At 69.6% G+C, this 25465-nt stretch carries 12 protein-coding genes and 3 tRNA genes; 10 read left to right on the forward strand and 5 right to left on the reverse strand.

What is annotated here, in order from left to right:
* Nucleotides 1-213: 213 nt before the first annotated feature.
* Genes hemE through LZ198_RS07765 form a run of 4 tightly spaced genes read right to left on the reverse strand, consistent with a single transcriptional unit; the run spans nucleotide 214 to nucleotide 7714 of the window.
* Nucleotides 214-1260: a uroporphyrinogen decarboxylase gene (gene hemE / locus LZ198_RS07750; protein ID WP_253971243.1), complete on the reverse strand. Its 1047-nt coding sequence runs from the start codon at nucleotides 1258-1260 to the stop codon at nucleotides 214-216.
* On the reverse strand, nucleotides 1257-3746 hold the full coding sequence (locus LZ198_RS07755) for an alpha-amylase family glycosyl hydrolase (RefSeq protein WP_253971244.1): 2490 nt from the start codon (nucleotides 3744-3746) through the stop codon (nucleotides 1257-1259). The genes hemE and LZ198_RS07755 overlap by 4 nt, the downstream gene beginning before the upstream one ends.
* The gene (locus LZ198_RS07760) at nucleotides 3737-5233 is read right to left on the reverse strand and encodes a carbohydrate porin (RefSeq protein ID WP_253971245.1); all 1497 of its coding nucleotides are present in this window, start codon (nucleotides 5231-5233) and stop codon (nucleotides 3737-3739) included. Before LZ198_RS07760 ends, LZ198_RS07755 begins: the two co-directional genes overlap by 10 nt.
* Nucleotides 5234-5272: 39 nt before the next feature.
* Nucleotides 5273-7714, reverse strand: coding sequence for a glycogen debranching protein (locus LZ198_RS07765; RefSeq protein ID WP_253971246.1), 2442 nt, complete (start codon nucleotides 7712-7714; stop codon nucleotides 5273-5275).
* 220 nt (nucleotides 7715-7934) lie between these two features.
* Between LZ198_RS07765 and LZ198_RS07770 the strand changes: the two genes are divergently transcribed.
* From LZ198_RS07770 to LZ198_RS07815, 10 genes are all read left to right on the forward strand, one after another.
* Nucleotides 7935-9023 (forward strand): ABC transporter ATP-binding protein, encoded by a 1089-nt coding sequence (locus tag LZ198_RS07770; protein WP_253971247.1) that lies wholly within the window; start codon nucleotides 7935-7937, stop codon nucleotides 9021-9023.
* Nucleotides 9020-11194 (forward strand): extracellular solute-binding protein, encoded by a 2175-nt coding sequence (locus tag LZ198_RS07775; protein ID WP_253971248.1) that lies wholly within the window; start codon nucleotides 9020-9022, stop codon nucleotides 11192-11194. The genes LZ198_RS07770 and LZ198_RS07775 overlap by 4 nt, the downstream gene beginning before the upstream one ends.
* Nucleotides 11191-12039, forward strand: a complete 849-nt coding sequence (locus tag LZ198_RS07780; RefSeq protein WP_253971249.1) for a sugar ABC transporter permease — start codon at nucleotides 11191-11193, stop codon at nucleotides 12037-12039. The genes LZ198_RS07775 and LZ198_RS07780 overlap by 4 nt, the downstream gene beginning before the upstream one ends.
* 6 nt (nucleotides 12040-12045) lie before the next feature.
* Nucleotides 12046-16158, forward strand: coding sequence for an IPT/TIG domain-containing protein (locus tag LZ198_RS07785; RefSeq protein WP_253971250.1), 4113 nt, complete (start codon nucleotides 12046-12048; stop codon nucleotides 16156-16158).
* Nucleotides 16159-16298: 140 nt separating this feature from the next.
* Nucleotides 16299-16370: transfer RNA gene (locus LZ198_RS07790), tRNA-Val, on the forward strand.
* A 7-nt stretch (nucleotides 16371-16377) separates the two neighbouring features.
* Nucleotides 16378-16454 (forward strand) — tRNA-Asp (locus tag LZ198_RS07795).
* A gap of 467 nt (nucleotides 16455-16921) precedes the next feature.
* Nucleotides 16922-17245: a hypothetical protein gene (locus LZ198_RS07800; protein ID WP_253971251.1), complete on the forward strand. Its 324-nt coding sequence runs from the start codon at nucleotides 16922-16924 to the stop codon at nucleotides 17243-17245.
* Nucleotides 17246-17467: 222 nt separating this feature from the next.
* Nucleotides 17468-17544: transfer RNA gene (locus LZ198_RS07805), tRNA-Asp, on the forward strand.
* Between the two features lie 600 nt (nucleotides 17545-18144).
* A complete protein-coding gene (locus tag LZ198_RS07810; RefSeq protein WP_253971252.1) occupies nucleotides 18145-19290 on the forward strand; it encodes a M12 family metallopeptidase in 1146 nt (381 codons plus the stop codon).
* A 304-nt stretch (nucleotides 19291-19594) separates the two neighbouring features.
* Nucleotides 19595-23146 carry an ELWxxDGT repeat protein gene (locus LZ198_RS07815; RefSeq protein WP_253971253.1) on the forward strand — a complete coding sequence of 1184 codons (3552 nt, stop codon included), beginning with the start codon at nucleotides 19595-19597 and terminating at the stop codon, nucleotides 23144-23146.
* 94 nt (nucleotides 23147-23240) lie between these two features.
* Here LZ198_RS07815 and LZ198_RS07820 read toward each other — a convergent pair whose 3' ends face one another.
* Entirely contained in the window at nucleotides 23241-25430 is a 2190-nt protein-coding gene (locus tag LZ198_RS07820) for a glycosyltransferase (RefSeq protein ID WP_256559349.1), read from the reverse strand.
* Nucleotides 25431-25465: the final 35 nt, after the last annotated feature.

The raw sequence follows: 25465 nt of genomic DNA on the forward strand, positions 1-25465 counted from the left end.
CTCACCCTCCTACGTCGAGTGAAGCCCATCTAACGAGCGGTGCTGCGTCGCGTCAACGTCGGATTGACTCAAAAATCAATCCGCGACAATCCGACAGACGCCGGCCCGCGCTCCGAGGGGGCGGGCGAGTCTGTTCCCAGGAGGGCGCGCTCGCGCCACCTCCCCGCGGTGCGAGGCCCGCGTCCAGGAGCGGACACTCGCCTCGGGTGGGGACTACGGCGTGAGCGTGCCGGCGCGCAGCGCGGCGCCGTGCCGGTGCACGGCGTCCACCACGAACTTCGCGGCGTCCGGGTCCGTGGGCGGGAGGATGCCGTGGCCCAGGTTGAAGATGTGCCCCACGGGCCCGGCGCGCCGGAGGATGTCACGCACGCGGCCGTCCAGCTCCTCGCGCGGCAGGAACAGGTGCAGCGGGTCCAGGTTGCCCTGCACGGCCACGTCCGGGCCCAGCACGCGCCGGCCCTCGTCCATGGGCAGGGTCCAGTCCAGGCCCACCACGTCCGCGCCCGTGCCCTTCAGGAGCGACAGGTGCGTGGACATGCCCACGCCGAAGACGATGACGGGCACGCCCGTGGCCTGCAGCTCGGACACCATGCGCTTCAGGTACGGGATGCAGAAGCGCTCGTAGTCCCACGGCGACAGCTCGCCGCCCCACGAGTCGAAAATCTGGACGATGCTCGCGCCCGCCTCCACCTGCATCTTCAGGTAGGGGATGAGCGTGTCGGTGAGCTTGGAGAACAGCTGGTGCGCGAGCGCGGGCTGCTCGAACATCAGCCGCTTGATGAGGATGTAGCTCTTGGAGCCGCCGCCCTCCACCATGTACGCGGCCAGCGTGAAGGGCGCGCCCGCGAAGCCGATGACGGGCACGGAGTCGTTGAGCGCCTTGCGCGTGCGGCGGATGGCCTCCGCCACGAAGCCCGTGCCCTGCACCGGGTCCGGCACGCCGAGCCGCGCGATGTCCGCCGCCGTGCGCACCGGCTCCGGGAAGTGCGGCCCCTTGTCGCCCAGCTCCAGCGTGATTCCCATCGCCTCCACGGGGATGAGGATGTCGGAGAAGATGATGGCCGCGTCCACGCCCAGGCGCGTCACCGGCTGCACCGTCACCTCGGCCGCCAGGTCCGGGTGCTTGCACAGGTCCAGGAAGGCGATGTTGCCGCGGATGGCCCGGTACTCGGGCAGGTAGCGGCCGGCCTGGCGCATCAGCCACACCGGGGTGGTGTCCGTGGGTTGGCGGCGCGCGGCGCGGAGGAGTCGGTCGTTCACTGCGTGGCTCTCAGGGTGGGCCCCATCCTCCGCAGGGAGGACGGGAGCGGCATGGGTTCTTTCGGCGGCGGCGTCCCCCACGCCAGCGGCTGGCGCAGGGGCGCGTCGCCCTCGGAGACGTACAGCAGGCGGTTGGCGCCGTCCTCCCAGGTGAACTTCCCCGGGCCGCTGTCGCGCACGAGCTTGTACTCGAAGACCCCGCCCACCGGCAGCGACAGCGTGAAGGCCCCGGCCTCCGGACGCAGCGAGCGCTCGGGCTTCCACCCGCCCAGCTCCGGCCCGCTGCCCACCAGCCTCACGGACGCGTCGTCCGGGGTGAGCACCACCTGCCGTCGGGGCCCCTCGCCCCGCCCGCCCGCCCGCGCCCGGTCCACGAGCGCCGCGAAGCCACCCGGCGTCGCGGGCCGCAGCCGCAGCGCGCGCACCTGCCCCGGGGCCACCGTCTCGTGGAAGAGCGGCGATTCCGCCAGCCGCCCCAGCGGGGACTCGGTCCCCGTGAACGGGTCGACGCCCCGCCCCGTCCCGGCCAGCGCCTCGGGCAGGAACAACAGCCACGGCCGCGGGCTGGCGTTGATGCCCACGACGACGGCCTCGTCCGGCGTGACGCGGGCGAAGGCGAAGAAGTCCTCATGGGCGGCGAGCACCATCGTCTCGCCGCGCATGAGGGCCTCGCTGCCCCGCCGCATCGCCAGCCACTGGCCAATCCACGCGCGCAGCGGGTGGTCCGGCGTGAAGCGCATGTCCCCGCGGTTGTCCGGCTCCTTCGCCCCCGTCAGCCCCTCCTCGATGCCGTAGGTGAGCGCCGGCACGCCGCGCATCGTCAACTGCGCCGCGAGCGCCTGCTTCACCCGCTCCACGTCCCCACCACACTCGCTCATCACCCGGGGCAGGTCGTGGTTGTCCAGGAGCGTCACCATCGCCTGCGGCGCGGGGTTGAGCCGGTCGTTGGTCAGCAGCGCCCCCAGGTGCGACGGCGAGCGGCCCCGGCAGAAGACGTCCACCAGCGCGAAGGCGAGCGGGAAGTCGAACATCGCCCCGAAGCGCCCCTCCTTCATCACCCGCGCCTGCGCCACCGGGTCGCCGTCCAGCAGCTCCCCCAGCAGCAGGAAGTCGCGCCCGGCGTGGGCGCGCACGTCGTCGTTGTAGCGGGCCCAGAAGGCCGGAGGCAGGTGCTTCACCGCGTCCAGCCGGAAGCCCGCGGGCCGCACCGCGTCCACCCACCGCAGCGAATGCGACAGCAGGTGCGCGTAGACCTCCTCCTGCTCCACCGCCAGGTCCGGCAGCCCGTGGACGTCGCGCATCACCAGCTCCGTCGGGTCGCTCCAGTTCTCGATGGGCCCCAGGCCGTGGAACCACCCCGGCCTCGACGACACCAGCCGCGTCTCCGGGCCCACGTGGTTGAGCACCACGTCCAGCACCAGCCGCATGTCGCGCTGGCGCAGCGCCTCCGACAGCCGCTTCAGCAGCGCCTCGTCCCCGAAGCGCGGCTCCACGCGGCCGAAGTCATCCACCCAGTACCCGTGGAAGGCGCCGTAGCCGTAGAACTTCTCCGTGCGCATCTGGAAGACGGGTGAAAGCCACACCGTGCGCACGCCGAGTTTCCGTAGGTCGTCCAGCCGGTCGATGACGCCCTGGAGGTCACCGCCGTGGAAGGCCTGTGGGTCCTTCGCGTCAACCGCGCCGTCGTTGCGCGGGTCGCCGTTGGCGAAGCGGTCCACCAGGACGAAGTAGATGGCGTCGCCCGCGGGCGGCGTCCACACCGAACCCCGGTAGGGCCGGGGCTGCGGGGGCGCCTGGGGCTCGGGCTTGGACGGAGGCAGCTCGTCCGGGGTGCTCTTGCCCGGCTCGATGCCCTCGCCCGCCGGCGCGTCCAGGCCCGGCGCCACGCCCGGGCCGCCGTCCGTCGCGGGCACCAGCATGGGCGAGGCGAGGAACGAATCGAAGAGCGACGCGGCCTGACCCGTGATCTGGCGCGACACCTCGAGCTGCGCGTCGTCCTCGCGCTGCTGGTCGAACTGGAGCGCGGCGCCGTAGTCCTCCTCGTCGCTGGTGGGCTCCATGGGCGAGGGCGTGCGGCCCGCCGTCGTCTTCACCGACACGTCCCAGGAGAAGCGCCCGCCCACCTGCCCGAAGAACGACACCCGCGTCTCCACCAGCAGGTGCAGCGGGGAGTCGGGGGTGAGCGCCTCGAGCATCGCGAAGCGCCGCTGGCTGTCCGTCACCTTCGCGAAGTCGGTGGCGTAGCGGGTGTACGGCACCACCTCCACCTTCAGGTTGCGCTTGCCCAGCGCCTCCGCCACGCGCTGCTTCACGCCGTCCGGGAGGTCCGCCACGGTGCCCCGGCGCACGGCGTCGTCCCGGATGTACGCCACCGACACCACCGTGCCCTCGGGCGCCAGCACCGGCGGCTGCGCGCGCTTGAGGCACGCCGTCGTCGCCACCGCGAACAACACCAGGGCCCCACACCACCGCTGTCTCAGAACCATCCCTCGGCCTCGATGGCGACCACCGAGTGCCAGTGGCGCTCGGGGCCGACGTACGTGTTGTACTGGTTCAGGCTGTCCACGAAGGAGTTGCCGAACGCCGCGTGCTGCGTGGAGTACTGCAGGCCGTAGAGGAGGCGAAGGCTCGGGCGCGCGTAGATGCCGCGTCCCGTCGGATTCAGGACGATGCCCACCTTGCCCTGCCACGTGTTGCGCGTGTCGCTGTCGCCGTACTCCAGGCCGCGCGAGTCCGGCACGCCCCGGGTGTTGGTGAAGACCGAGTCCACGTGGTTGCGGTACAGGTTGCCGTTCTGGCTCTGCTCGGTGGCGATGCTCGTCTCCGCCAGGAGGTGCACCCGCTCGGTGAGGAAGTACTGCAGGCGCACCACGGTGGAGGCGATGAGCCGGTCGTCGTCGCCGGGCTTGATGGCGTTGTCGTTGTTGTAGGCGTAGCCCACCCACACGCCCCAGAGCGCCTCGAGCTTGTCGGGGATGAGCTTGATGTACGCCTCGTTGCCGAGCGACACCTCGTAGCGCTCGTCCGTGAGGTCCGCGATGAACACGGTCCAGTCCCGGTCGCGGTAGCGCTCCGTATACGACTGCTCCGGGTGCTTGCGCTCGAAGGTGACGTAGAGGTTGTCCCAGACGAGCGGCCCCACGTTGCCGAAGCCCAGGTAGCCGATGCCGCGGAACGACAGCGCGCTGCGCGGCGAGAGCCGGGGCACCAGGTCCTCCTGGCCCGGGTTCGCCTCGAAGTAGCGCGCCACCACCTCGCGCCGCGCGTAGTCCTCGTAGGTGATGCCGTCGGAGGCGTAGAGCGAGTTGCGGTTGCCGCGCACCTTGGGCTCGTAGCCGAGCTGGCCGCGCACGCCGACCTCCAGGTGCCCGGGAATCAGCCGGTAGCGGAACGACGCGGCGCCGGTGAGCACCGTGTTGTACTTCTGGGGACGCAGCGTGTAGCCGCTGTCACCCACCGCCAGGAGCACGTCGAAGCGGTCGCCCTGGTACGTGCCGGACAGGCCCACCGTCTCCCAGAGCAGCGTCGCGGGGCGCTGGTCGTAGATGTGCAGGTCGTTCCACCGGTCCTCGAGCGTGCCCAGCTGCCACGTCACCCGGTCCAGCAGGATGTTGCCGGCGCGCACGAACAGGTAGTCCGCGCGGAAGTTCAGGAACGAGCCGTTGCCCGGGTCCGAGCCCCGGAAGGACGTGCCGGAGAAGCGCGTGTGCACCTCCGCCCACGTCTCGTCCGTCCCCGGCGAGGCCTGCAGCACGTCGAGCCGCAGGTTGAGCTCGCCGTAGGGGCTCTCGTTGAGGAGCCGGCCGTAGAGCCAGTAGTAGCCCAGTTGGCCCGACCCACCGGAGAAGTCCGGGCGGGTCATGATGCGGAAGTAGCCCGCGGCGCCGAAGCGATCTCGGGTGGCGTCAGCCAGGGATACGAGCGGGATGAGCAGCAGCAGGAGAGCGCCGAGGCGCGCGGGCAGGACTCGCATGGACGGGCCCTGCTTATAGCGCACCTCGGCGGCCTGCCCCTACTCCGCGCGCAGGACGACGATGGTGCGCTCCGGCACCCCGTAGGTCGCCCCCGGCACCGTCACCGGCGCGTCCAGCCACGCGTTGCCCGTCTGGCGCGCGTCCAGCCCCACCGCCGACAGGTACTCGGGGCTGTCGAAGTACGCCTGCGTGTCGATGAGCCGCTTCCACGTGCGGCCCGCGGGCAGCGTGAACTCCACCGCGCGCGGCTCCATGTTGATGAGCACCACCAGCTCCGGTCCGTACGACGTGTCCGGGTAGTGCATCATGAGCTGCTTGCTGTCCCAGGCCACGTCCTCCGTCGCCTGCGCGCTCTTCCAGACGAGCGGCGAGCCCTTCTCGTAGTCCGGCGGCGCGAACGCGTACGCGTGCTCCTTGCGCAGGCGGATGGCGGCCTTGACGAACTCGTACATCCGGTGGCGCTCGTCGCGCGCCAGGTAGGCGCCCCACTGGTACCAGTTGAAGGCGTTGTCCGCGCGCGTGGAGTAGGCGTTGTTGTTGCCCAGCTGCGTGCGCATCCACTCGTCGCCGCCGAGGATCATCGGCGTGCCGTGGCTGACCATCATCGCCATGAAGGCGTTGCGCATCATCTGCCGGCGCAGGCTCTCCCCGCGCGCGTCGCCCACCGCGCCCCAGTTGCGCGAGCGGTTGTGGTCCTCGCCGCTGACCTTGTCGCAGAAGGGGCTGTTGGGCGTGTCGCAGCACACCGGGTTGAGCGGCCCGCACTTGTTCTGCTTCGTGTCGTACGCGAACAGGTCGTACATCGTGAAGCCGTCGTGCACGGTGATGAAGTTCATCGAGTGGTACGGCCGGCGCCCGTTGCGCACGTACCACTCCTTGCTGCCGTACATCAGGAACGCGCCGTCGGCGGAGCCGGGGCGGCCGCACAGCGAGCCCTCGTTGGAGTTGAGCTTCCAGTCGTCCCGGTTGATGAACGCGCGCCACCAGTCGCGGAAGCGGCCGTTCCACTCGTACCAGCCGTTGCCGGGCTGGGTGAGCGAGTTGGGGAACTCGCCCATGGGCATGCAGTACCAGCCGCCCGCGCTCCAGGGCTCCGCGATGATGCGCGTGTTGTAGCGCTGGAGCACCGGGTCATCGATGATCTCCTGCAGCACCGTGTTCCGCGGGTCGTCCCAGCGGTTGTAGTCCTGGTCGCGCTCGCCCAGGATGGGCGCCAGGTCGAAGCGGAAGCCGTCGACGTGCAGCTCCTCCGCGTAGAAGCGCAGGCTGTCGATGATGAGCTTGCGCATGGGCCGGTGGTTGGGCCGCGTCTGGTTGCCCACGCCCGTGTTGTTCCAGTACGTGCGCCGGTCGCCGTTGAGCCCGTAGTAGGCCTGGTTGTCGATGCCGCGGAACGAGTACAGGCCCGCGACCTCCGCCGGGTCCAGCGACTCCAGCGGGTCGCCCGGCATCACGTCGTCCGTCTCCAGCTTCTCGCGCCACAGGCCACCCTCGCCCGTGTGGTTGTAGACGACGTCGACGATGACCTCGATGCCGCGCTTGTGCAGCTCCTCCACCATCCACTTGAACTCGTCGACCACCTGGTGCGGCTGCTTCATCGCCGCGTAGGACAGCTCCGGCGCGAAGAAGTTGATGGTCTGGTAGCCCCAGTAGCCGCCGTCCAGCGGCTTCTCGTGGATGGGCAGCAGCTCCACCGCGGTGATGCCCAGGTCCTTGAAGTAGTCCGCCTTCTCGCCCATGCCCCGGTAGGTGCCCGGGAAGCGCACGCCGCTGGCCCCGTCCGCCGTGAAGCCCTTGGCGTGGACCTCGTAGACGATGAGGTCGTTCCAACCGTGCCCCTTCCAGTGCTCGTCCTGGCGGTTGTCCCGCCACTGCCGCTCCACCTCGCCCCAGGCGTAGCTGCTCTGGGTGATGACGCTCTTGGCGGACGCCGCGTACGTCACCTCCGTGCGCGCCGGGCCGCTGGCGGTGCTGCCCTTGGACCAGTCGTGATCCCGGTGCAGGGCCTTGGAGTACGGGTCCGTCAGGAGCTTGTTCGGGTTGAAGCGGTTGCCGTAGGCGTCCGCGTCCGCCTTGAAGCCGTGGATGGCGCCGGGGAACCACTGGGGGTCATACTCCCAGTTGGGGCCCCAGGCGCGGAAGCCGTAGTGCTGCCCCAGGCCCACGCCCTCCACGTAGACGTTCCACACGTCCCCGTAGCGGACCATCTCGTAGGTCCGCGACGGCCGGGTCACCTCCGGGTCGTCGAACAGCAGCAGCTCCAGCCGGGTGGCGTTCTCCGAGTAGAGGGCGAAGTTGACCCCCTGGTCCGCGAAGGTCGGCCCCATGTAGCGCATGCCCTCCACGTCCTCGACGGAGTAGCTCGGGGCGCGGGCCTCGCTGTGGTAGAGCCGGACGTAGTCGCTCTCGCTGCAGCCGAGGGCGAACAGGATGGCGACCAGGGGCGCGCCCCTCGGGAGGAACGAACGGGCAGTGCTCATGCGGGCGGGGGACCTCTAGGATTCCGGACCGGTCTTCCATAACAAGCCGCTTCGAGGGCTGACAAGGCAGGCCCCCCCGTTTCACCCCTCCGTGCACCGGCAACTCCCGGGGGGAATCGTCCGAAAATGACGCGTTGCACCCAACCATGGGGGTTTGGGTAAAGCGCGAGGCACCGGATAAGGTGCGCGGCCACTCCTCCCCCACTCTTCCGAGCGCGTCTTGTCCGAAGTCATCCTGAGCGGAATCAAGAAGTCGTTTGGCGCCAACCTCATCGTCAAGGGCGTGGACCTCCAGGTGGGCGAGGGCGAGTTCCTCGTCATGGTGGGGCCCTCGGGGTGCGGGAAGACGACGCTCTTGAGGCTCATCGCCGGGCTGGAGCAGGTGGACGCGGGCGAGGTGCGCATCGCCGGCCGCCGGGTCAACGACGTGCCGCCCCGTGATCGCGACGTGGCGATGGTGTTCCAGTCCTACGCCCTCTACCCGCACATGACGGTGCGGGAGAACCTGGCCTTCGGCCTGACGCTGCGGAAGTTCCCCCAGGTGGAGATCGACCAGCGGGTGGCGGAGGTGGCGTCGATGCTGGAGCTGAGCCACCTGCTGGACCGCAAGCCCAAGGCGCTCTCCGGCGGCCAGCGTCAGCGCGTGGCCATGGGGCGGGCCATCGTGCGCCAGCCCCAGGTCTTCCTCTTCGACGAGCCCCTGTCCAACCTGGACACCGCCCTGCGCGTGCAGATGCGCGGCGAGCTGGCCCGGCTCCACCGTCGCCTGGGCGCGACGATGATCTACGTCACCCACGACCAGGTGGAGGCGATGACGCTGGCCACCCGCGTGGCCGTCTTCAACGGAGGCGTGCTGCAGCAGGTGGGCCCGCCGCTGGAGCTGTACAACCGCCCGGCCAACCGGTTCGTGGCGGGGTTCCTCGGCTCGCCCGCGATGAACTTCCTGGAGGCGCGGCGCGACGGGCAGCACCTGGTGGGCAAGGGCTTCACCCTGCCCGCCCCCGCGGACCTGTCGCCGGACGCCGCCCGGGTGCTCGTGGGCCTGCGCCCGCAGGACCTGCGCGTGGCCGCCCAGGGCCCCCTGACGGGGACGGTGGACGCGGTGGAGCGGCTGGGGTTCGACGGGTACGCCTTCCTCACCACGGAGTCCGGCCCGGTGGCCGCGCGCTTCGACAGGGGCACCGTCGTCTCGGTGGGTGACAAGGTGTCGCTGCTGCCCATGTCGGACGCGCTGCACGTCTTCTCCGAGGACGGCGCCACGGCGCTGCGGCACCCCGCGGACCGGGAGTCCCTGGGGGTGGCGTCTTGAGGAGGCTGCTGGCGCTGGCGCTGCTCGTGGCGGCCTGGAGCGCGCACGCGGCGGACGCCCCGCTCAAGCTGTGGCACGCGTACCGGGGCGCCGAGGAGGCCGCGCTCCTGAAGGCCACGGGCCTGTTCACGCAGAAGACGGGCGTGAAGGTGGAGCTGCTGGCCCTGCCGTACGACGCCTATGCCGCGAAGCTGACCAACGCCATCCCCCACGGGGCCGGCCCGGACGTCTTCCTCTTCAACCACGAGCGGCTGCGCAACTTCCAGGCGCAGAAGCTGGTGGCCCCCACCACGGACCGCATCGTCCGGGGCGACTACTTCGCCAACACCGTGGAGGCGCTCGAGGTCGAGGGCCAGCTCTATGGCTATCCCCTGTCGCTGAAGTCGCTGGCGCTCTACGTCAACACGCGGCTCGTCCCCCAGCCCCCGGCCAACACGGACGAGCTGCTGCGGCTGCTGCCCACGCTGTCGGACGCGGGGCAGGGTCGCTTCGGGCTCGCGTACGAGAGCGGCGACTTCTACTACCACGCGGCCTTCCTCTTCGGCTTCGACGGGCCGCTGTTCGACGCCTCCGGCCGGGCCAGCTTCCAGACGCAGGGCATGGCGCGCTCGCTGACGTTCGTGAAGAAGCTCCAGGACGCCGGCTACATCCCCCAGGAGGCGTCCGGCGCGCTGGTGAAGAGCCTCTTCAACGACGAGCGCGCGGCCATGGTCATCAGCGGCCCGTGGTTCGCGGGGGAGGTCGCCTCGTCCGTGCCCTACCGCGTGGTGGCGCTGCCGGTGGTGAGCGCCACGGGCATCCCCATGCGGCCGTTCCTGGGCGTGGAGGCGGCGTTCGTGTCCTCGCGCGCGCAGCAGCCGCAGAAGGCACACCAACTGGCGCGCTTCCTCTCCATGGGCGAGGCCTCGCGCGTGCGCGCCACGCAGGGCCGTCAGATTCCGGCGGACGTGGCGGTGTACCAGTTGCCCGAGGTGCGCGACGACGTGCTCATCTCCTCCTTCCGCGAGGCCGCGCGGCACGCCACGCCCATGCCCAACACGCTGGAGATGGCGCGGGTCTGGGAGCCCATGAAGCTGACCCTGCGCGCGGTCCTCCAGGGCGGCACGGCCCCGGAGGAGGCCGGGGCGTTGGCGGACCGGCGCTACCGCGCGCTGCACCGCGAGCGGCCCCCCGACGCGAGCTTCGCTCCCTGGCTGGGACTCGCGGGGGCGCTCGTGCTGGGCGGCGGCGTCTGGGTGCTGCGGCGCCCCGCGGCGCCCCTGCCCTTCCGGCAGCGCTACCCGGACGTGGCGCGCGCGGCGGCGTACCTGGCCCCCGCGGCGGCGGGCCTGGGGGTGCTGGTCTTCATCCCGTTCGCGGTGGGTTTGAGCCTGTCCCTCTTCCACCACGAGGCGGGCACCTACACCTTCGTGGGCCTGGCCAACTTCGTCGACATCCTGGCCAGCCGGGGCTACCGCATCACCGAGCCGCTCTCGTTCTACTTCACGCTCGCGGTGACGCTCCTGTGGGCGCTGGTCAACGTGGTGCTGCACGTGGGCATCGGCCTGGCGCTGGCGCTGCTCCTGAAGAACCCGCTGCTCAAGCTGCGCGGCCTGTACCGGGTGCTGCTCATCATCCCGTGGGCGGTGCCCAACTACATCACCGCGCTGATGTGGAAGGGCATGTTCCACCGCCAGTTCGGCGCCATCAACGGCCTGCTGGTCATGCTGGGGCTGGAGCCGGTGAGCTGGTTCACGCGCTTCTCCACGGCCTTCGCCGCCAACGTGGCCACCAACACCTGGCTGGGCTTCCCCTTCATGATGGTGGTGGCGCTCGGCGCGCTCCAATCCATCCCCCAGGAGCTGTACGAGGCGGCGGAGGTGGATGGGGCCAGCCGCTGGACGCAGCTTCGGCGCATCACCCTGCCCCTGCTCAGGCCCGCCATGCTGCCGGCCATCATCCTGGGCAGCGTTTGGACGTTCAACATGTTCAACATCATCTACCTGGTGTCGGGGGGCGAGCCGGGGGGCGGCACGGACATCCTCGTGTCCGAGGCGTTCCGCTGGGCCTTCCAGCGCAACGAGCAGTACGGCTTCGCCGCGGCCTACTCGGTGCTCATCTTCGTGGTGCTGCTGGGCTGGTCCGCCTTCACCCGCCGGCTGACGCGCGCGGACGCGGAGGTGACGGGATGAACCGCCCCTCCGCCCTGAAGATGGCGTTCGTGCACCTGGGGCTGAGCCTCATGTGCATCGTGACGCTCTACCCGGTGCTCTGGGTGGTGAAGATGGCCCTGTCTCCCACGGACGGGCTGTCGCTCACCGCCAACCCGTTCCCGGAGACCGTGACCTTCGAGCACTTCCGCGAGGTGCTCTTCGGCACGGACGCGGAGGGCCGCTGGCTGTTCGGGCGGCAGTTGCTGTCGAGCCTGGTCGTGTCCGGCGCCACCACGGTGGTGGGGCTGACGCTGGCGGTGACGGCGGCGTACGCGCTGTCGCGCTTCCGCTTCCCGGGGAAGGAGGGCGGCATGCAGGCGCTGCTCGTCACCCAGATGTTCCCGGCGACGCTGATGCTGGTGCCCATCTACAGCATCCTCCAGAAGCTGCGGCTGCTGGACACGCTCACCGGGCTCGTCCTGGTGTACGCGACCACGGCCCTGCCCTTCTGCATCTGGATGTTGAAGGGCTATTTCGACACGCTGCCGCGCGAGCTGGAGGAAGCGGCGGTGATGGACGGGGCCTCGCCCCTCCAGGTGTTCCTCCGGGTGGTCCTGCCGCTGGCCCGCCCCGCGCTGGCCGTGACGGCGCTGTTCTCCTTCATGACGGCGTGGAACGAGTTCGTCCTCGCCGCCACGCTGCTCAATGATCCGACCCGCTTCACCCTGCCCGTCGCCCTCCAGCGGTACGTGGGCGAGTACAAGGTGGAGTGGGGCAAGTTCGCCGCCTGCGCGCTGGTCGTCTCCGCGCCGGTCATGGCGTTGTTCTTCGCTCTCCAGAAGCACCTCGTCGGCGGGTTGACCGCTGGCGGCGTCAAGGGGTGATGGCCGATGTCGCGTTGTCCGCGGTCTCTTCTTCTCGTTCTGTCGTTGCTCGTCGTGGCCTGCGGGGATGACCCGGAAGGCTCGGGACCCTCGCTCACCGCGCCCACCGTGCGGGAAGTCACGCCCAGCGGTGGCCCCATCTCGGGCAACACCCTCATCAACGTCTACGGCTCCGGCTTCCAGGCCGGCGCGAAGCTCTACCTGGGCAACCAGGAGGCGCTGCGGACGGTGGTGGTCAACTCGTTCCGCATCTACGGCTACACGCCCACGGGGACCACGGCCGCGGTGGACGTGCGCGTCCTCAACCCGGACGGCGCCTACGGCGTGCTGGTCAACGGCTTCATCTACGAGGGCCCGCCGGCGCCGAACATCGACCAGGCGGAGGTGCTCAACGGCAACCAGGACGCCGTCAGCGGCGGCCAGCCGGTGGGCGTGGTGGTGCGCGGCGCCATCACCGTCGCGGGGCTGACGCGCGGCGTGGGCCAGGGCGGCGGCGTGCGCGCGCAGGCGGGCTTCGCCCCCGCGGACGCGGACCTGCTGAAGGTGGAGAGCTACACCTGGGAGGAGGCCACCTACGAGAAGGACTCCGACAGCGGCGAGGCGGACATCTACAAGGGCAACGTGCTGCTGCAGCCGGCCATCGGCGGGGAGAGCCGCGAGTGGGTCATCGCGATGCGCTTCTCCATCGACGGCGGCAAGACGTGGGTGCTCGCGGATGGTGACGGCATCGCCAACGGCGTCTCCAACGCCATGCTGCGCCGCGTGTTCATCAGCCGGCCGCGCGTGGACTACTGCAAGCTGGGACCGGACGGCAACCGCGCCAACCCGGAGCTGTTCTACAAGCCGGGGGACACGACGCTGCTGAAGGTGCTGGGCCAGGTGTACGCGGCGGGCATCACCCAGGGCGCGGGCGCAGGCTCGGGCCTCACCGCGCAGCTGGGCATCGGGCCGGTGGACACCGACCCGCGCACGTCCGAGGCGTGGACGTGGATCAACGCCACGTACAAGGCGGAGCACGGCAACAACGACGAGTGGGAGGCGGAGCTGCCCAACCCCGGCGTCGAGGGCACGTACAAGATCGCCTTCCGCTTCAGCATCAGCGAGAACGCGTGGCGCATGTGTGATGCGGACGGCGTCAACGACAGCACCGAGGGAGAGCTGACGTTCAGCCTCGCGAAGCTGGGCACGCTGACGGTGGGCAACGAGGCGCCGAAGCCGCCCGTCGGCTGGTGCAAGATTGGCGAGGACCAGAAGGCGCCGGAGGCCATCAACTACCAGACGACGCAGACGACGGGCCTGAAGACGGTCTACGCCCAGGTGTACATGGCGGGCGTGACGGACAAGGTCGGCGCGGGCCCGGGGCTTTCGGGTCAGCTCGGCTGGGGCCCCGCGGGTGAGGACCCGCGCACCTCGCCACTGTGGAACTGGTCGACGGCGCTCGCCTTCAACAAGGACAACTTCCAGGTCAACGACGAGTGGAAGGCCACGCTGCCCAACCCCGGCCTGAACGGCGAGTACCGCTACGCGGTGCGCTTCAGCGGCAACGGCGGCCCGGTGCGCGTGTGTGACGGCAACGGCGTGGATGACGGCGGCCAGGACTTCGAGCTGGACCAGTTGGGCCAGCTGTCGGTGACGGGCGAGGTCGTGGTCCCGAAGGTGGTGGGCTACTGCAAGCTCGGGCCGGACGGGAACACGACGCCGGAGTCGGTGACGTACGCCACGGGCGCGGAGGCCACGCGCAAGGTGGTGGGCCAGGTGTTCGTGCAGGGCGTGACGAGCGGCGCGGGCGCGGGCGCGGGCGTGGTGGGCCAGCTCGGCTACGGGCCGGCGGGACAGGACCCCGCCACCTCCGCGCAGTGGACCTGGACGACGGCGGCCTATAAGGACGAGGTGGGCAACAACGACCAGTTCGAGGCCACGCTGCCCAACCCGGGCACGGCGGGCAGCTACCGGTTCGCCTACCGCTTCAAGGTGAACGACGGCGCGTACCTCCTGTGCGACGCGGACGGCAACGCCGGCGGCGCCACGGGGTTCGAGACGGCGAAGATGGGCACGCTCACGGTGAGCGCGGCGCAGGACATCACCATCGGCTGGTGCAAGCTGGGCGGGGAGTCCAACGACCCGCCGCCCAACGAGGTGTACCGCGTGGGCCAGGCGACGAAGGACATCTACGCCCAGGTCTACATGGAGGGCGTGACGCCGGGCACGGGCGCGGGCGCGGGCATCCAGGGACAGGTGGGCTACGGCCCGGTGGCGGACGCGCCGGACTCCGCCAACTGGCACTGGACGTCCACGGGCGCGAGCTTCAACCGCGAGTCCGGTGGCGGGAACAACGACGAGTGGAAGGCCGCGCTGCCCAACCCGGGCACGCCGGGCCAGTACAAGTTCGCCATCCGCTTCAACGTGAACGGCGGCGCGTACCGGTACTGCGACGCGGACGGCCTGGACAACGGGTTCTCGCTCGCGCAGGCAGGCAACCTGGAGGTCAAGGCGGTGGGCGTGGACGCCTGCCAGTTGGTGGGGCCGGCCTCGCTGAACGCGACGCCCGGCGGCACCACGGCGGTGGTGCGCGGCAAGGTGCTGGTGACGACGGTGACGGACGTCACGAGCGGCGCGGGCGCGGGCATCACCTCCGAGGTGGGCTACGGCCCGGAGGGCTCCGACCCGGCGACGACGTCCGGGTGGAGCTGGAAGGCGGCGAGCTTCGCCGCCGAGACGGACAGCGGCGCGCAGGATGCGTACGAGACGGCGCTGACGGCGCCCGCCGCGGAGGGCACCTACGCGGTGGCGGTGCGCTTCCGCTACCAGACGGGAGCCTGGGCGTACTGCGACCGCGACGGCAGCGCGAACGGGTATCAGCCGGCGCAGGCGTCGGTGCTGACGGTGGCGGAGGTGGTGCCGCCGCAGGTCGACTGGTGCCGGCTGGGTGGCGAGACGGAGAGCGCGGCTCCGTCGGAGACGTACTCGGTGGGCGAGGCGGCCTCCAAGGTCATCGCCGTGCAGGTGCACGAGGCGGGGGTGACGCCGGGCTCGGGTGCGGGCGCGGGCATCACCGCGGAGCTGGGCTATGGCCCCTCGGGCAGCGCACACACGGGCGGCGCGTGGCAGTGGGTGGCCGCGACGTACGCGGCGGACACGGGCAACACGCAGAACGACGAGTACCGGGCCACCCTGCCCAACCCGGGCACGGCGGGCGGCTACAAGTTCGCGTACCGCGTGAAGCTGGGCACCGGGCCGTACGTGTACTGCGACGCGAACGGGACGGATGACGGCTTCGACGTGGCCCAGGCGGGCACGTTGACGGTGCAGGACGGCGCCGCGGCCTTCTGCCGGTTGCAGGCCGTGAGCGGGACGACGGTGGGCAGCGGCGACGCCGTCACGGTGACGGGCCGGGTGCGCATCCCGGGGGTCACCAACGGCAACGGCGCGGGCGCGGGCCTCCAGGTGCAGGTGGGTCTGGGCAACGCGGACGTGAACGCGTCGACGACGCCCGCGTCCTTCAGCTGGAAGCCGGCCACGTACAGCCGCGAGGCTCCGGACGAGGTGGACACGGACGAGTTCGGCGTGGAGCTGCGCCCGGCCTACACCACGAGCCGTGCGGTCAGCATGCGCTACAGCACGGACAGCGGCGCCACCTGGACGTACTGCGACAAGGACGGCAGCGACGTGGGTGGCTACTCGCAGGGTCAGCAGCACGCCCTGACGGTGGGCAACCACTCCGGCATCGACTACTGCCGCCTGCAGTGGCCGCTGAAGCTCAGCGACCTGGGCGGTGGCCGGACCATCTACGGGTTCATCTACGAGGACGGCGTCACCAACGCGCCGCCCCCCGCCACCAACCTCTCCGCGGAGCTGGGCCACGGCCCCAAGGATCAGGACCCTGGCGTGAGCCCGGCCTGGACCTGGGTCGCCGGCACGGTGAACAACGACCAGAACAACGACGACGAGTACAAGGCCGACCTGCCGGCCAACGCGGCCCTGAACCACGGCTACCTGTGGCGCTTCCGCGTGGGGACGGGTCCCTACTGCTACGGCGACTGGCAGCCGGACGGCGCGCCGGGTGGCTCGTCCAACGGCGTGGCGCCGGAGAACCTGGGCACGGTGGACGTCGCTCCCTAGCCCGGCTGCCCACCGACCGCGCAGGAGGAGTCCTCGCCTGCGCGGTCCGTGACGAAATGATCCGCCCCCGGCAACAGTTGCTTGACAGTACTGGGGGGCACTTATAAAAGCCCCGCCGTCGCAACGCGGAACACGCCTCCGGGCGGATAGCTCAGCGGCAGAGCGTCGCCCTTACAAGGCGAGGGTCACAGGTTCAATCCCTGTTCCGCCCATGGTTGTGGGGAGTTAGTTCAGTTGGTTAGAACGCCGGCCTGTCACGCCGGAGGCCACGGGTTCAAGTCCCGTACTCCTCGCCAAGATAGCCCCAGCAAGTCTCCGGACTTGCTGGGGTTTTTCTTTTCCGGCATCGACCGTACCACCACCGTACCAGTTGCCCGCATCGAGTCCTCCTCGTGGCCACGGCCCGAGGCGGATGCCCCTGTGCGGCGTGGTGGCCCTGTCCATTGCCCGCGGCCGGCCAACGCGCGGACGCGTCGCCTGTCCCGGTGGGAACAGAAGCCAGGGTGCGGACCGGGGTCGTTCGAGCCTCCGGCATGTGCCGCAGGACTTCGGGAGGGACGCCGGGGCACCATCCTCGGAGCCCACGAGACGCCGCCCTTGCCCCACCTGACACACGGCGAGACGGGAACCTGTTTGCCCGGGTCGGTGCCCACGGACACGCAACCTGATGACACATACATCCTGGACACGGGGCAGCGGGACCTCACTCCCAGTGAGGCGATTCCTTGCTGAGCCGAGAAGCCGGGTGCTATCTCGCGCGCACATGCGAAGCCCCCTGCGCTGCCTCTCCGCCGTCGTGTTGCTTGGCCCCGCGTGCGCCACGATTCCCACCGTCGAGCGCGATGGCTTCCAGCTCGGGACCTTCGCCTGGGAGAACGACGAGCGGACCATCCGCTCGCAGGCCGCGTTCACCACGAACTGCCCCGCCGAGCAGCTCGAGCTCCAGGTCCTGTCCGTGGCGGGCGACGCGAAGCTGCCCAGCGACGCACGTGGTGTCGGCGTGACGGGCTGCGGTCGGAAGACGAGCTGGGTCCGGCTCGCGAACGGAAGCTGGGCCATCAACACGGATGGCCCCAGCGCACCGTAACGAGCGCGGCGGCCCCCGCCGCCTGGCCCCCACTCCACAAAGATTCCCCTCCGCCACCGGCGCATGGAGTACGGCGAACGACACTGGGAGTGGCTCTCGGGGAGCGCTCCCGGGAGGAGCTGGGCCTCCGCTCGGGGCCTCACCTCAGGCACGTGGAAATCCATTGACCCGTCCGGGCAATACTGATTTAGGAACGCCCCACGCCGCAGCAGCAACCGCTGTGGGGAGTTAGTTCAGTTGGTTAGAACGCCGGCCTGTCACGCCGGAGGCCACGGGTTCAAGTCCCGTACTCCTCGCCATCGAAGGCCCAGCAATCCAAACGGGTTGCTGGGCCTTTGTTTTTCGCCCCCCCACGGCAGCCCCCCAACGGCCAGCGCTCGGGCATCCTGCTCGCGGCGGGCGGCTGGGCCTCCAGGACGGAGCCCATGAGAGTAGCGCCGCGAGTGCCGGGCCCCGGTCGAGCGCATCCAGCACCGAACCGGCAGGTCCACCGTCCACCCCATGCATCAGGCCGCTGCGCCTCCGCATCGTGCCCTCGCGGTCACGTGAGTCCTCGCGTGACATTCTCGCCACCAGTCCTGACCAATCACTCTCACCCACGAGAAGGTGGCGCTCACCGCTCCGAGCGTCGAGCCCAAAGCCTCACGAGCAGGACTTCACTGTCAGTATGTTAGCATTCCGATATCCCGAATGCCTTCGGGAAGGGAGGCACCATGCTGCGAAGCAAGTCGAAAGCGGCCCTGGGAGTACTGTTCATTCCATACCTGTTGCTCACCGCTTGTGGTGAGGCGGGTCTGGAGCCGCGTTCCGGATTGGACCCGGAGCTGGCCAGAGTGCCAGCCGGTGCCCCGGTTCGCGAGGGTTACGCCTGGAGCGCAGCGAGGGGCAAGCTCGTATCGGTGAAGTATGCCGAGGTGGAGGGACTCGCGCTCCTCGAGGGGGACATGGTCCTCGGCACGGTGGAGGAGATGGAGGCGCGCGTGCGTGAGGTGAAGGCGCAGGGAGGCCTCGACGCCCCGGGAGTCCACGCCCAGGGTGTGGCCATCACCGGTGCGAACTTTCGCTGGCCTGACTCCCAGGTGCCCTACAGCATCGACGCGACCGTTCCGAATCAGGGGCGGATCACGGACGCCATCAATCACTGGCAGCAGCGCACGCACCTGCGCTTCGTACAACGCACGGCGGCCAACGCGGGGACGTATCCGGACTACATCCATTTCCAGACAGGCACCGGGTGCAGTGCCCAGGTGGGGCGCGTGGGTGGCAAGCAAGGAATCTGGCTGGAGGGAGCCTGCTCCACGGGCAACACCATCCATGAAATCGGCCATGCGCTCGGCCTCTGGCACGAGCAATCCCGTGAGGACCGCAATGCGTACGTGCGCATCCGGTACGAGAACATCACCCCGAGCCAGGCGTACAACTTCGACCAGCACATCGCCGACGGTGACGACATCCTGGGCTACGACTATGGCTCCATCATGCATTACCCGAGTACGGCATTCTCGATGAACGGGCAGACCACCATCGAGACCCTGGGTGGGCAGGCCATCGGGCAGCGCGACGCGCTGAGCACCACGGACGCGGCCACCGTGGCGCGGCTCTACTCCAGAACCATCACCCTGCGGTCCTCGGGCGGCTACTACATGGTGGCCGAAAACGGCGGCGGCGGCGTGGTGAACGCCAACCGCGCAGCCGTGGGGCCCTGGGAGCGGTTCCAGTTGGTGGACCGCAATGGCTTCGCATTGCAGACCGGCGACCTCATCAACCTGCAGACGGTCAACGGCAACTACATCATGGCCGTGAACGGTGGCGGCGCGGGGGTGACAGCCGCTCCCACGGCACCTGGCGACCATGAAACCTTCCGCATCTGGAAGATGGCCGGCACGGGCTTCCTCACCATCGGGACGGGAGACACCGTGGCCTTGGCGACGCTCGACTTCGGCTACCCCCACTACGTGGTGGCCGAGGACGGCGGCGGTGGTGTGGTGAACGCCAACCGCACCGCCGTGGGAGAGTGGGAGCAGTTCGTCATCACCTTCGAGTAGCTGCCGGCCGGGAGGGCTCCAGGACTCCCGGCGGAAGGAGCGCGCCCCGGCAAGTCTCCGGACTTGCCGGGGAGGAGTGGCGCCGAGGAGAGCCCCAGTCGCACATCGATGGCAGGCGGAGCCCGACACGGCCCCTGGGTCCGTATCCCAGGTCAGAGTCCTCCTCTCGTTCGAGTCAGGCGGGACCTGTTCCTCCAATGCCACCTCGAAGGGGCCCTCTCTCATGACCATCCAGAATCGAAGCGGACGCTTCACGTCCGCGCCTCCCACCGTCGCGTCCATCGCGCGGGGTCTCTTCCTACTCATGCTGCTCACACTGGACGCGGGATGTGGCCCGGAACTGGTGCCTCCCGAGCAGGCGCCAGGGACGACCCGAGAGGCCCTGGGCGAGGGGCCTGCCTTCCTCGTCAAGGACATCAACACCCTGGCGACCACCAACCTCGGCTCCGCTCCGAAACACTTCGTCGCCATCGACGGGGCCCTCTACTTCGCCGCCTCGAACAACACCGCGGGCGAGGAGCTCTGGAAGACCGACGGGACGTCCGCGGGAACGGTGATGGTCGCGGATCTCTGCGCGGGTCCGTGCAGTGCCAAGCCGCGCAGCCTGACCGCCATGGAGGGAGCGCTCTATTTCTTCGCCGCGGACTCCAGCGGCACCCTGGGGTTGTGGCGCAGTGACGGCACCCTGGCTGGCACGCAGCTGCTCCTGGGTGTCGACGGAAACAACAACTACAGCACCCTGAAGCTCACCCCCATCCGTGGAAGGCTCTACTTCGGCCTCTACACCCAGGCCTCCGGGAACGAGCTGTGGACGAGTGACGGCACCGCCGAAGGCACGAAGCTGCTCAAGGATTTGAGACCCGGCTCCGGGGACTCCTACCCGAGTGACTTCTTCGCGCTCGAGGACACCATCTACTTCAGGGCCAGCAACTCCGAGGCGGGCGGCGAGCTGTGGAGCACGGATGGCACCGCCGAAGGCACCGCCCTGGTGAAGGACATCTACCCAGGAAACACCAGCTCCTCGCCCAGCAGCTTCATCGCGTACAACGGCCTGCTCTACTTCACCGCCATCGAGGCCGCGGGGCTCTGGAGCCTCTTCAAATCGGATGGGACGGCCGCGGGGACCGTCAAGGTGAGGGACTTCCTGTACATGGAATCGCTCGTGCTCTTCAACGGGCGGATCTATTTCTCGGCCAACGACCCCACCGCCGGACTGCAACTGTGGCAGAGCGATGGCACGACCGCCGGGACCGTGCTGGCCGTGGATCTCCGTCCGGGGATCCCCGTCCCCAATGTCAGCAGCGTCAGGAAGGTGGGCGACCACCTGTTCTTCACCGCCTACGACGCCACGGCCGCCCGAGCCATGTGGCGAAGCGACGGCACCCTGGCGGGCACCCAGCGACTCCTCACCGCGCCCAGGTACATGGACAACTTCAACGTCGTGGGCGGCTCGCTCTACTTCACCGCCGAGGAGTCCAGCTTCTCCGCGGAGCTCTGGGTCAGCGACTTGACCACCACGGGCACCCACATCGTGAAGGACATCAACCCGGGGACCTCGGCCGGGGCGTTCTCGACCAACGCGACGAACTACTTCGGCACCCTGGACGGAGTCCTCTACTTCGGTGCCAGCGACGGCAGCACGGGCAATGAGCTGTGGCGGAGCGACGGCACGGCCGCGGGCACCACGCAGGTGCGCGACATCTTCGCGCCCTTCAGCGAGTCCGCGCCCTCGAATCTCATCCTGTCGAATGGCCTCGTGTTCTTCACGGCCAATGACGGCAGCTACGGCACGGAGCTGTGGCGGACCAATGGAACCACCACGGGCACCTACCGGTATTGGGACCTCTGCAGGGGGGCGTGCAGCCCGATCCTGTCCCCCTTCGCCGTGCATGGCCTCAACATCTTCTACACCAACGCCAGCGATGGGATTGGCGGCAGTGGGCCCGCGCGGCTGATGCGCAGCCCGACCTCCTCGGGGACCTCCGGTGCCCTCCCCGTCGACACCTCCCTCACCGTCACCTCTCCCCGGCTGGTGTCCTTCAAGAGCTGGCTGTACTTCCGCGCCAGGGACACCGCCTATGGCGACGTGCTGCGGATGACGAACGGCTCCTCTACCACTCGGGCGAGCGAGACCACCGGACGCAGCCTCTTCGCGCCGGACCAGTGGGTGGTCTCCAATGGGATGCTCTTCTTCACCGCCGATGACGGCTCGGGCAGCTTCGGGACCGAGCTGTACAAGACGGATGGTGGCTATCAGGACGTGACGCAGGTGAAGGACATCTGGCCGGGCCCGAGCACCTCCTTCCCCCTCCACCTCACCGACGTGAATGGGACCTTGTTCTTCCGTGCCACGGATGGGACGGGCCCGAGCAACCAGCTCTGGAAGAGTGATGGCACCAGCGCGGGCACCGTCAAGGTGGCGACCTTCTTTCCGGATCGCTTCGGAGAACTGAACAACTTCAAGAACGTCTCGGGGACGCTGTTCTTCTTCGCCTCCGACCAAACCACGACCTCGCTGTGGAAGAGCGATGGCACGAGCGCGGGCACCGTCAAGGTGAAGGACCTTCCGGTGCGCTACCACGCCCAGTCGACGTACTTCGCGACGGTGGGCAACACGCTCTACTTCGGCATGCGGGACGACGCCCACGGCCACGAGCTGTGGAAGAGCGATGGGACGCCCGAGGGCACGGGGATCGTCATGGACATCCTGCCCGGTCGGAATGGAGGACTGGCGGCGCAGTCCTACAACGATGGTGCGCTCGTCTCGACCTTGCTCCCGCTCCCCGAGGGGCTGCTGTTGTTCTCCGCTTCGGATGGGGAGAACGGCATGGAGTTGTGGATGACGGACGGGACCGCCGAGAGGACGGTCCGGCTGACGGACCTGGCACCGGGCGGCGCGTCCTCGACTCCGACGTCGCTCACTCGCGCGGGCGACCTCATCTACTTCGCCGCCACCGACGCGGTGCGAGGGCGCGAGCTGTGGGCGCTGCGTGTCGCGGACCTGCTGGATCGCACGCCGCCCTCGGTGAGCTGCCCGGCGGACGTCGTCGTCGAGGCCCCCTCGCCCGCGGGTGCCAGCGTGACGTATCCGGCGGCCGTCGCCACCGACGACAACTCGGCCCCTCCGTCCCTCACGTACTCGAGGCCGTCCGGTAGCGACTTCCCGCTCGGGACGACCGCCGTCACCGTGACCGCGAGGGACCTGGTCGGAAATCGCGCGACGTGCGCGTTCACGGTCACCGTCCGCGACACCACGGCTCCCGTGCTCCAGTGCGCGCCCGACGTGACGGCCTGGACCACCTCGGAGGACGGGGCACGGGTCCACTATGCGCCGTCCTCGGCGAGGGATGCCATCTCCCACACGACGCTCTCCTATGACCTGCCCAGCGGTGGAGTCTTCCCCTTGGGGCGGACCACCGTGAACGTCACCGCAACGGATGCGACGGGCAACACCACGTCGTGCGACTTCCAGGTGGACGTCATCCAGGACCTCGAGCCGCCCGTGTTGACGTGCCCGTCCAAGCTGTCCTTGCAGGCGAGTTCGTGTGAAGGCGCCGTGTTGTCGGGGCTCCAGGTGCGCGCGACCGATGCGCTCTCTCCGGTCACCCTCTCCTACAGCGATCCGCTCGGCGCCTTCCTGCCAGTGGGGAACCGGGCACTCACGGTCAAGGCCGTGGATGCGGCCGGCAACAGCACCGGGTGTCGCGTCCTCGTTCGCGTCCTGCCCCCGGAGGACATCCAGTGGCAGGTTCGAACCGGCTCCGAAGAGGAAGGGCTGGCAACGGCACGTGGCGCTGGAACGAGCGTTTCCGGCAGCCGGGGTCCGTCCGTCCGCGCGCCGACTCCGTGCCAGTAGACATGCCCTGATGACGACAGGCCCTCTTCCCGAAGCCCCCGGCGTCGTTGATTGCGACGACGCGGGGGGCAGTGGAGGCGGAGGTGCCTCCGCCCTACCGTCGGGGCGGCTTCAGGCGCTTGACCTGCTCCAGGAGCTGGTAGCGCAGGGGGCGTGAGTCTCCGGGCGCCGACTGGAGGAGCCACTTCGCGGTTTGTCGCAGGGCCGGGTGGAGGGGCTCCAGTTGCTGCTTGAAGGCCTCGTTCACCCGATCCACGACCTGGTGCAACAGCGGCTTCGCGGGGGTCGCCGTGAGGGCCGCCATCTGCTGCTGCTTGTGCGCTTCTCCCTGGAGGATGCGCAGGGAGCGCTCCGGATGGAGGGCCAGCGAGGGATGCTTCTGGTACAGGTACGCCATCACCGCGTAGCGGTCATGCACCAGCGTGGTGCGGGTCATCGAGTCCGGGCGCAGCCGATACTGGAAGAGGGGCTCGGGGATGACCGTGCCCGACAGTCCGCGCTCGGCGAGCGCGCAGAAGACATCCCAGTCCTCGTAGGCCGTGAGCCACTCGTCGTAGCCCCCGACCTCCTCCACGCGCCGGCGCTCCATCAGCGCGGTGCACGTCGAGGCCACGTTGAACACCCAGAGGGCATCACGCTCGACGCCCCAGGGCACCCAACCACCCACGATTCGAGCCGGGTCGTCGATGAAGTAGGACACCAGCGACGTCACGTACGCGAAGTCCCGCGAGCCCTCCATGACGGCGACGGCCTTCTCCAGGAAGGTGGGCTGGATGAGGTCATCCGGGTCCAGGGGAAGCACATACTGGCCCCGAGCCGCGCGCAGCCCTGCGTTCCGCGCGGAGCTGAGCCCTCCGTTCTGCTTGGAGATGATGCGCAGGTCGGGGGCGTCCAGGGTCTCCAGCAACGCGCGGCTGTGCGGGTCGGTGGAGCCATCATCCACGAGGATGATTTCGTAATCCGTGAAGGTCTGCGCGCGGATGGAGCGCAACGTCTCCGGCAGGTATGGCCCCATGTTGAAGTAGGGCACGAGGAACGAGACCCGGGGCGCGGCTCCCCTGGCCTTGGAGGTCGGGTGAAGCGCTGGGCGGATGGGCGGGTGTGCGGCGACGGCGGCCTCCACCTGTTGCACGACGCGGGCAGGCTGGCAGTAGGTGGCGATTCGCGCGGGGGCCGTGTCGCGCACGGCCTGCTGCAGGGCGGGCGTGGTCAGCGCGCGCTCCAAGACCTCCGCGAGGTGCGCCGAATCCCCTGAGCGGAACAAGAGGCCACTGTGCCCATCCTCGATGACCTCCGCCATGCCCCCCGCGTCACTGCCCACCACCAGGCAGCCAGCGCTCATGGCCTCCAGGCACACGTTGGGGAAGTTCTCCCAGAGGGACGGGAAGCAGCACACCGTCGCCTCCGCGATGAGGGCCGCGAGCTCGGCGCGTGGGCGCGGCGGCTCGAAGTGGAAGCGGTGCTTCCACTCAGGCGCGATGCGGCGCTCCAGCCACTCGCGCATGGAGCGGCCGAAGGGCCCCGTTCGGGTGTCCCCGCCCACGAGACACACGTCGGCCTGGAGCCCCCGCTCGCAGAGGGACTGCATCGCCTCGATGAGGTGTTGCACGCCCTTCCGGTATTCGAGCCGCCCGAAGTACAGCACGCGAGGTGGCTCGGCGCGTGGACGCGGCGTCGTCTGCGCGAAGGAGCCGGTGGGGAATGGATACGGCACCACCACGCCCTTCTCCCCGAGCCCCAGCCGCGTCCTCACCAGGTCGAGGAGGGACTGGGTGGGGGACAGCAGCAGGTCCGCGTCGCGGATGGAGCAGTCCTCCATGAACTCCTGCTGGGCGGCGTCCATGTCCAGCGTGGTGACCCGGTTGAAGCGCTGGACCTCATGCGTGGGGGTGTGGAGGCGGACCGCGAGCACCGCGGTGGCGAACTGTCCCAGCGTCTTCCTGGCACGCAAGGCGAAGTACCCCTCGCCCTCGTACTCGGCGAACTCGATGAAGTCGAAGGGGTGCCGTGCGTGCAGCGTCTGCAGCGCGGTGTAGGCCGCCATGGCATGCCGCAGCGGCGGAAACGGGAAGGCGCCCGCATAGCCCGGCTCCAGCTCCGCGACGGTGTGGACCTGCACACCCGGGAACAGCTCGGGCGCGCGTTCGAGTCCCGGGTGCGCCGCGGTGAGGACGTGGACCTCGTGCCCCGCGTCAGCGAAGGCCCGACACATGAGGGCGACATAGGTACCCGTGTCGCTGCCAAAGGAAGGCGAGAGCTCTTTGGAGACGAGGCAGATGCGCAAGGCGTGAACCCGGGTGGGAGCGTCGAAGCGACGCG

It is taken from the genome of Myxococcus dinghuensis (genome assembly GCF_024198235.1).
GTDB classification, from domain to species: Bacteria; Myxococcota; Myxococcia; order Myxococcales; family Myxococcaceae; genus Myxococcus; species Myxococcus dinghuensis.